The sequence below is a fragment of the Gluconobacter sp. genome (assembly GCF_047723935.1).
Classification (GTDB): Bacteria; Pseudomonadota; Alphaproteobacteria; order Acetobacterales; family Acetobacteraceae; genus Gluconobacter.
On sequence record NZ_JBDOBO010000089.1, the window covers coordinates 1 to 8,703 of the forward strand.

The 8,703-nt window shown below is 49.0% G+C and carries 5 protein-coding genes; all 5 read left to right on the plus strand.

Features of this window, described 5'->3' with window-relative positions:
* Positions 1 to 132: 132 nt before the first annotated feature.
* Entirely contained in the window at positions 133 to 3,378 is a 3,246-nt protein-coding gene (locus ABF979_RS15155) for a dynamin family protein (protein ID WP_222927843.1), read from the plus strand.
* A gap of 13 nt (positions 3,379 to 3,391) precedes the next feature.
* Positions 3,392 to 4,324 (plus strand): hypothetical protein, encoded by a 933-nt coding sequence (locus ABF979_RS15160; protein WP_149026357.1) that lies wholly within the window; start codon positions 3,392 to 3,394, stop codon positions 4,322 to 4,324.
* Between the two features lie 66 nt (positions 4,325 to 4,390).
* Positions 4,391 to 7,801, plus strand: coding sequence for a helicase HerA domain-containing protein (locus tag ABF979_RS15165; RefSeq protein WP_077811916.1), 3,411 nt, complete (start codon positions 4,391 to 4,393; stop codon positions 7,799 to 7,801).
* Positions 7,798 to 8,403, plus strand: coding sequence for an HNH/ENDO VII family nuclease (locus ABF979_RS15170; protein WP_222927844.1), 606 nt, complete (start codon positions 7,798 to 7,800; stop codon positions 8,401 to 8,403). The genes ABF979_RS15165 and ABF979_RS15170 overlap by 4 nt, the downstream gene beginning before the upstream one ends.
* A partial coding sequence (locus ABF979_RS15175; protein WP_415560592.1) for an SMI1/KNR4 family protein occupies positions 8,404 to 8,703 on the plus strand: 300 nt, incomplete at its 3' end. It abuts the gene before it with no gap.

The window sequence follows — 8,703 nt, forward strand, 5'->3', positions numbered from 1 at the left end:
GCAATATATGAATGCTATTGGAAATAATTTTTCATTATAAAATTTGAATTCCAATACGCCTCCTCTTGCAATAAGACGGATTATGATATTATGATATTATGAAAAAATACCATCAATGCTCGGGAAATCATCTTGCTAAGCGCCGTTCAGAAATCTGTTGTTAACCAGAAAGATACCGGCATGCACGTTATGGTTGCTGCAACCATGAGTGCGGGAAAGTCATCTTTCATCAATGCATTGCTTGGCACTGAGATTCTGCATTCTGCCAATGAGGCAACAACAGCCTGCATAACTGGCATTCTGTGCCAAGACCATGGAGACCAGCAGTTCAGCGGTATCTGTTATGCGAGCGATGGGCAAGAACTGGCGCATTTCACGCCAGTATCTACCAAAACTGTCCAGGCATGGAATGCAGACTCTGTTGTGCGGTGTATATTTTTGTATGGCAGTTCCAAGCCGATTTTTGGTCTTCCCTACAAGGTTGCATTATACGATACCCCTGGGCCCAATAATAGTCAGGATCATGACCATGCTCAATTGATGTTTGAAGCGGTCAGAACCATTGAGTTCAGTACCATGTTTTACATTCTGAATGTTACCCAGATTGGAACATGTGACGACCGAACCCTTCTTAAACAGTTGCGTCATGAAATGCGTCACAAAACAGATCTATCTATCTATTTTGTCCTGAACAAGGTTGATGTCCTTGACCCAGATATGGGTGAAAGCATCGAAAAATACGTACAGATTGCTAAAATTTATCTGGAAGAAGTTGGGTTCGAGCAGCCCGTTATTATTCCAGCGATGGCGCATGTGGCACTCTGCGCCCGCAAGGCGCTTGACCATGTTCCCCTGACACGAAGGGAACGGCTTGAATTACGTCAGGCATTAGAAAAATCCGATGTGGAAAAGCGCGCCGTTGTGCAAGCCACGATAGCACCTGGACTGATCAGGGAACGCGTTATGCGCATGTTTGACGGACTGACACGGTTGAAGCTGAAAAACCGGCATGATGCCACATCCTCGCCGACTTACGACCTTCAGCAGATAGTGGTGGCCGGAGGCCTCTGCACTGCTGAACTTCTGATCCGTAATCAACGACAGATGGTAAAGGACGCCATGAATACCATTCAGATCACTCATAATCCTTTCATTGTAGAAACGACCTTTCTCTTCAATGGTCTGCCTCCAGCAGAAGGGTGCAAGCTCTCGAGTTACCGAGAATCACGCCTGCAGATATGGGTGGAAAAGTTTTTTGATGAGTTGAGCATCCTGTTCAATGGAGACAACCATTTCCGCATTGTATTCAAAGGGATCGAGTCGGATTTTCTCGATATTCAGGAAGCCGCCCAAGTGGCCATTGCTGAAGGCATGCAGGTTGATCTGGAGTGGATCAAGGCCATTCCCGCCGAACGACGCCTTGAACAGATTCGCGAACTAGTCGACGAAGCACGCCAGAATCCATCATTTTCTCAGTTTATCACTAATGACGAGAGCATCAGCCATTCCCTTAATGACGCTTTCAACCGTGATTTTGATGTCTATGTTGTTGCTACCATGTCATCTGGCAAATCGACGTTGATCAACGCCATGCTTGGCCGTGACCTTCTACCTGCGGGTAATGAAGCTACTACCGCCACCATCACCCGCATTACTGACAATGACCAGATGCACGGACACTTTACTGGTACCTGCCAGAATATGAAGGGTGAACAGATTGCCGAGGACAGCAATCTTACCTTAGAACGTCTGCGCGAATGGAACGCAGCGTCTGGAATCAGGCAGATAGATATCGAAGGCGACATCGTAGCGGTCCGAGAGCGCGAAGAGGTACGGCTGGTCCTAACTGATACCCCGGGCCCCAACAACAGCCAAGATGAAGAACATCAGCGCGTTACCATGAAGTTTATTCAGGATTCTCGACGTAATCCGCTGATTCTGTATGTGCTCAATGCCACGCAATTAGGTACAACCGACGACAAGAACCTTCTCGGACTAGTAGCCGAAACCATGCGCAAGGGCGGCAAGCAAAGTAAGGACCGCTTTATCTTTGTAGTCAATAAAATGGACATGGTTGACCCGGAAAGCGGGGAGGACATTTCCGCGATACTAGAGCGGATCAGGCATTACCTTGCCAGCAATGGTATTCCTAACCCGCAGGTCTATCCGGTTTCCGCAAATCTTACCCGGCTGATTCGCAAGCCCGGTGATCGGCAGACCCGAAAGGAACGATCTGATTACAAGGCAATGGCGGACCTGTTTACCGAAGATTCAAGCATGAACATGCTGCAATACATGCCTGTGACTTCGATGGTGCATCGTGCGCTAGATGGCAAGGGCTATTCCGACCTTATGCTGAGCAGCGGCCTACCGGCAGTCGAGACGATGATTGATGAATACATCGACAAATACAATCTGCCTCATCGGCTCAAGCGGGTTCATGACGCGATGACGCAGGCTATTACGGTGGGCCTGAACGAGGCGACGCTGGTCGAGCAGCTTGATCAGGACCAACGCACATTGGACCAACTGAATGCCGAAATCAGCGAACTGAAGCAGCGTCAGGAAAAGGGCTTTGATACCGCAGCCTACAAGAATAGGCTCGAATACGAAGGCAAGCTGCTGCCCCGCGAGACAGAGGAGCAGTTAGGAGAACTGGAAGCTTCCGTCGAGCCTGTCTTGCGCGAACTAGCCACAGAATTTCACGATAAGGAAGTTTCTCTCGATTATGCCAGAAGGCTACTTTCTAAAGCGGAAAGCTCCCTCGGTTTCCAGCACAGGAAGTCGGTCAATGCTTACGAAGCATTGTTCCATTCGTCGCAGGAACTGATCCGTAATGACCTTTACAAGGAATACCAGCGCTATATTGCTGGCCTGTTTGAAGGAACGGAACAACTGGATCTGCCTATACTGGATGGATTAAAACAAGCAATATCCAACATTTCTTTCAATCTTTCCATGCGCCAAGATGAAATCAAGACAAAGCAGATTGCGACCGGCACCAAAGAAGTTGATGACAGTAGATGGTGGAATCCGTTCTCGTGGGGCAGGACCAAAACTGTCACGGAATATGGTTCGGAAGACTATGTCGACTTAGGGACTATGTGGAGGGAACGCGTCACGCTTATCGAAACCCAGTTTAGAGATCTTGTTGTGAAGGCTCGTGAGCAGATTGAAGATGGCAAAGATAAGCTGGTTACAGATTACGTGGAATTTTTGAACCATGAATTCGATCGCAAGTTTCAGGAAATTATGGCGTCTTTGAAGGAAAAAACAACGGATAAGCAGGCGCGTGAAAAAGCGATCGCCGAAGCAAAAAAACAATATGCGTGGATCGAAAATTTTAAACTCGAGCTTGATAGCACGCTGGCTGTCTGAAGGAAGGCATGAAATGACTGATGAAATGATTGCCACGGCTAGGAAAGCCTATCTAGCCCTGCTTAAGGATCCCCGGACAACTACTGCGCAACTGCGGAAGCGTCTGGACGAGATTGTGCGGAATGAGCCGATAATACTAAGTGTTCTGGCGCCAGAAGCGGATAGAGATTTTCTGAAATCCAATACTCCTGTGAGTAGAAGTTCGGAAAATTACTATGACAATCTTGGAAAACTTGAAAACAGCGACTTTTCACGTGAACGGATCGAATACCTGATCAGGGTAAGAGAGCTTTTAAAAAACAAGGGTGCGAGAGGATTTATTCCTCCGACCCCATCTCAAAGTCGGGAAAGCACAAGCAGAGTAGCGGTAAACTATACCCCTTCAAACAACCTGCAGCAGTTTGTACAGGAAGGCGACCTACCGACCATCCGTACTGCGCTGCGCATGGAACTGAATAACAACACCCTGACCAGCGCAGACCTGGAAGCGACCATGGCGTGGGCTCAGCGCCAAGTGCCGGGCCTATTTGAACCATTTGCCGAGAAAAGCTTCGCGCGCGGCATGGAAACTGATCAGAAGCTGTGGACCAGCCAGTATTACGATAACCAGACCGTTTATCTGAAGACCAATTTCTCTGAGGAACGATTCCGCCATCTGATCTCGGTCCGCTCCCTGTTGAGACAGCAGGGAGTAAAAGGCTTTGCCCCGCTCTCCCCCGTTGCTCCGCGCAGTAACAGCAGCATTCGTGCCGCGGCACATCCAAGTTCCAAGACCGGTCAGACAGCAGACCACCAGAAACCTGGAACAACAGGGCAGGCAACTGCCAAGCAGAAGGACTCTACCGAATGGTGGTCTATTCCATGCAGAGTCTTCTTGATGATCGGCGGTGCAGTTGCCGTAGTCATCGTAGTGGTCATGTTCATTGTAATTAATCTGAACAGTTAGTCGGCATAACCAAGCGCGTCACATCAGGCAACCCCTTCCTTCCGATTGAGCAGGACAACTAAGCAGATGCCAACCAATACCTCCAGCCTCTCTTCACAAATAGTGCGTGAGACGCAGGAAAAAGCCCTACTGAACCTTGATGCTGGCCGCGCATTGATCACACGCAGCTATTTAAGCGAGCTTGCATACTATCCGGTTTCCAGTCCTGATCAGCGCACTCCTTTCTCGCGCGCAACTGACATGCGTGTGTACCGTATTGAACGGATCGTACAGGACAACAAGCAGTCAGTTCTGGAAAGCACGACTGCCGCTTATACGGCGCTTGGGGCTGCGGGGTATGCCGTCTTTTTGTTCCTGCGTTCGAATGGCTGCGAGACCGAACTGTTTATTGGCACCCGTGGTGAACCGGGTAAGATGCTGGGCCAGAATTCAGGAGACCTGCTGCGCGAGACCTTCCGGGGACATTTTCCTGGAAGCGCCCTGCATCCGCTGAAATTGCCCGAAGCAAATGCCCTGTTTGACCAGATGGAAGCGGAAAAGGAGAATGCATCCGCCAGTATTACCGCTGTTACAGGCGTGCCGGCACTCTCTACCGAAAATCGCGACCATTTCATGCAGGGTCTGGAACGCTTCATCGACGCAGCCGAAAACCATGTGTATCAAGCGCTGATCCTGGCGGACCCTGTCTCCTCGCAAAGCCTGGACGTGATCCGCATCGGCTACGAACAGGTCGCTACCCAATTATCGCCATTGGCCAAACTTTCCCTGACTTATGGAGAGCAGGACAGTGCCAGCATTGGGCTGAACATTAGCCAGGGACTGAGTAACTCGCTTGGACACAGTCTTGGTTTGACCGAAACTCGAGGTACTAGTCATACGGTTGGCACCTCCATCGGTAACACGACGGGAAGCAGTCATACGGTTGGCACCTCTACAGGTGAGAGCCATGGCACCACCACTTCTTTCGGTATTCAGGCCGGTCGTTCTACTTCGCACACTGCCCCTACTGTTGGTTCCCGATTTGCATCCATTATTGGCGCTGGCATCGGTATAGCAGGAAATGTATATGGGCCGATTGGGGGCGTAATTGGTAGTCAGATCGGCTCCATGGTTTCAAGCGCCTTCAATGCAAGCCGTACGACTGGAACCAATCTGGGTATAAGCGGAAACTACGGTGTTAATAGCTCGACCAGTCATGGCACCAACGAAAGCCGCAGTACCAACCAGTCCACCACTGAGAGTAACAGTGAAAGCCATGGCACATCACGCAGCGAGTCTACTGTCCGAACACATACAGCCACGCAGACCGCGAACAGCACCCAAGGCCAGTCGTTCAACCAGACAGACGGTAGTAGCCGCCAGATGTCAATTGAAACAGTGGACAAGACCATTGAACAGTTGCTTGGCAGAATTGACCATCACTTGCAGCGGATTGACGAAGCCAAAACGTATGGTGGTTGGAATACTGCCGCTTATTTTATCGGTGATAGCAGTGCGTCATCAGAAGCATTGGCCAGCATTTTTCTTGGCCTGATTCGTGGCAGCAAATCCAGTCATGAAGACTTTGCTCTGACAACATGGACATCAAGCAAAAAATCCACTGTGATTGATTGGCTGACACGCTTGAATCATCCAGAACTCCAGTCTGGCTTTGATAAGCGTGTTCCGATTTCCTTCGTGACGCCAGCTACCTTGGTGTCAGGTAAGGAGATGGCAATTCAACTTAGCCTGCCTCGGCGTTCCACTTCAACGGTATCGGTAGTTGAAACACAGGTCTTTGGCCGCAAGGTGCAGCGTCTTGACGGGCAGTCACCGGTTGGCTCTGCTCACAGAACGTTGGAACTGGGCCATATCCGCCATCTCTGGGAGAACCTGCCACAGACTATCAAACTGGATATGGACCAACTGTCGAGCCATATGTTTATTAGTGGCTCCACTGGGGCAGGCAAGAGCAATACGCTGTATGAGATTCTTGAGCAAATCAGTGCAGCGGGCGTACCCTTTCTGGTCATCGAACCAGCTAAAGGCGAATACAAGAATGTCTTTGGCCAACGCCCCGATGTAAGCGTTCTGGGGACCAACCCCGCCCATAGTGCCATGCTGCGGATCAACCCATTTGGCTTTCCTGCTGGTATTCATGTACTCGAGCACGTTGACCGCCTGATCGAGATATTCAATGTGTGCTGGCCAATGTATGCCGCCATGCCTGCCGTGCTCAAGGACGCCATCCTGCAAGCCTATCAGAAATGCGGATGGGATCTGGAAACATCTTGTAACCGTTACAGTGAGGATCTGTTCCCGACATTTGTTGATCTGCTTGGCACATTGGAGGAGGTCATCGCGGAATCAGCCTATTCTCCCGAAAGCAAAGGTAACTATACCGGAGCCCTGTGCACGCGGATCAAGTCATTGACCAACGGGCTGAACGGCCAACTTTTTGGCACGGGCGAGACTGACAATACAGTATTGTTTGACAGTAATGTCATTGTTGACCTCAGCCGTATCGGATCGGTCGAAACCAAGGCCCTGATTATGGGCATACTCATTATGCGGCTAAGCGAACACCGTATGGTTAGTGGAGGCATGAATCTGCCACTGCAGCATGTCACCGTGCTGGAGGAAGCGCATAATATCCTGAAACGTAGTCCCGAAATCGGTAATGAAGAAAGTGGCCTTGTTGGCAAGTCAGTGGAAATGCTGACGAACGCCATTGCCGAAATGCGTACTTACGGCGAAGGCTTCATCATTGTCGATCAATCGCCGCACGCGGTCGATATCGCTGCTATTCGCAATACCAATACCAAAATCATCATGCGTCTGCCTGACGAATCAGACCGCCGCCTGCTGGGGAAATCGATAGCCCTGAGCGATGACCAGTTGGAAGAAATCACCCGCCTACCCAAGGGTGTTGCGATCGTCTATCAGAATGACTGGCTGGAACCGGTACTGTGCCAGATAAGCAAGTTCCGTGGCAAGGAAACCCCTTACCATTATCATCCTGATACAAAAAACAATATTAGCCGTTATGATTTCAACTTACAACTAGCCAAAATGTTGTTGATTACATACCTAGGTGTTTCAACCAAAGTGGACACTGATCTGTTACAATACGGGTTGTCTATGCTCCCTTTCCCTAGCCATATTAAAATCAGCCTACTGAAAACCGTTGAGGAATATAAAAGTACCCATAATCTAGACCTGCACAAAACCAATTCGTTTGACTGTCTGGCAGGTCTGTTGGTTGATGCGCTTGGTTGTCGCTCAACAGTGCGTAGGATTGTAGAACAGGCTAATGACTATACTCAGTTGTGTCGTCTACTCAGAGATTTGGTCTTGGAATATATTCCGGGTGCGTCAGTAGACCTCGCCCTTGCTGCGGAGCACTGCATGATGAAGGACTATAGCGTTCGGCATGAGCACAATGTTGGTATCTACTCAGCGTGGCGTGCTCAATATGAAAAGGTAGGTATTCAGTGAAGTCCGGTTTATCCAATTTTGAGATGTTACCTATTGAACGATCCCGTGATCTTTCTCCTTTGGCCAAACTGGCAAAACAGATGCCAGATCTATGCCGGGATGTTAAGCAACTGGACCGCCCGATCTCTCTGACACAGGAAAACCGTAGGGAATTACTTCCTGAACTGAGCGAGACAACTCGCGAACGCCTGAAGGAAAAGGAATATACGGACGATGTGATTGATGCGATTGGTAGTGAACCCGAAGCAAAAATTTATGAAGATGCCAATCTTAAATGTAAAGATATTAACGGTAAGAACGTCTTAATCCGTACCGATATTGACTACGACCAGAAAGACTTACTGGGCCAGACCAATCTACAGCGTATGGAAGATGGCCGACCGCCATTGGATGCAAACCAAAAACCAATCGAACTGCACCATATTGGGCAAAAACCAGACTCGCCACTGGCTGAACTGACAGGGAATGAACATCGAGCGAATGGCAACGATAATATACTACACAACAAGATAGATAAATCACAGATAATCCGTGAAGATTTCGGTTTAGAGCGCGCTCATCATTGGAAAGCGCGGGCAAACCAGATCAAAAATACCCCTTAAGTGAGTAAAGAAATGAAGACTCTAGAACAGATAGTACAAGAACATAAGGCAATTACTCGACCCACTGATACGGAAAGCATTAATGCGCTACAAACCGCTCTAGGCTTTCCTCTTTCTGCCGAGTATCGGGAGTTTCTTTCTCATTTTGGTATAATTGTCCATGGTGCATATGAAACCTATGGCTTGGGGGTGCCGGATGATTATTATCTTAATGTATTAAACGCATATAAAGAACTATCGCATGATCCTACCTATCCTCCCAATGCAATTCCATTACTTGAAGAAGGGGATGGTCAATAT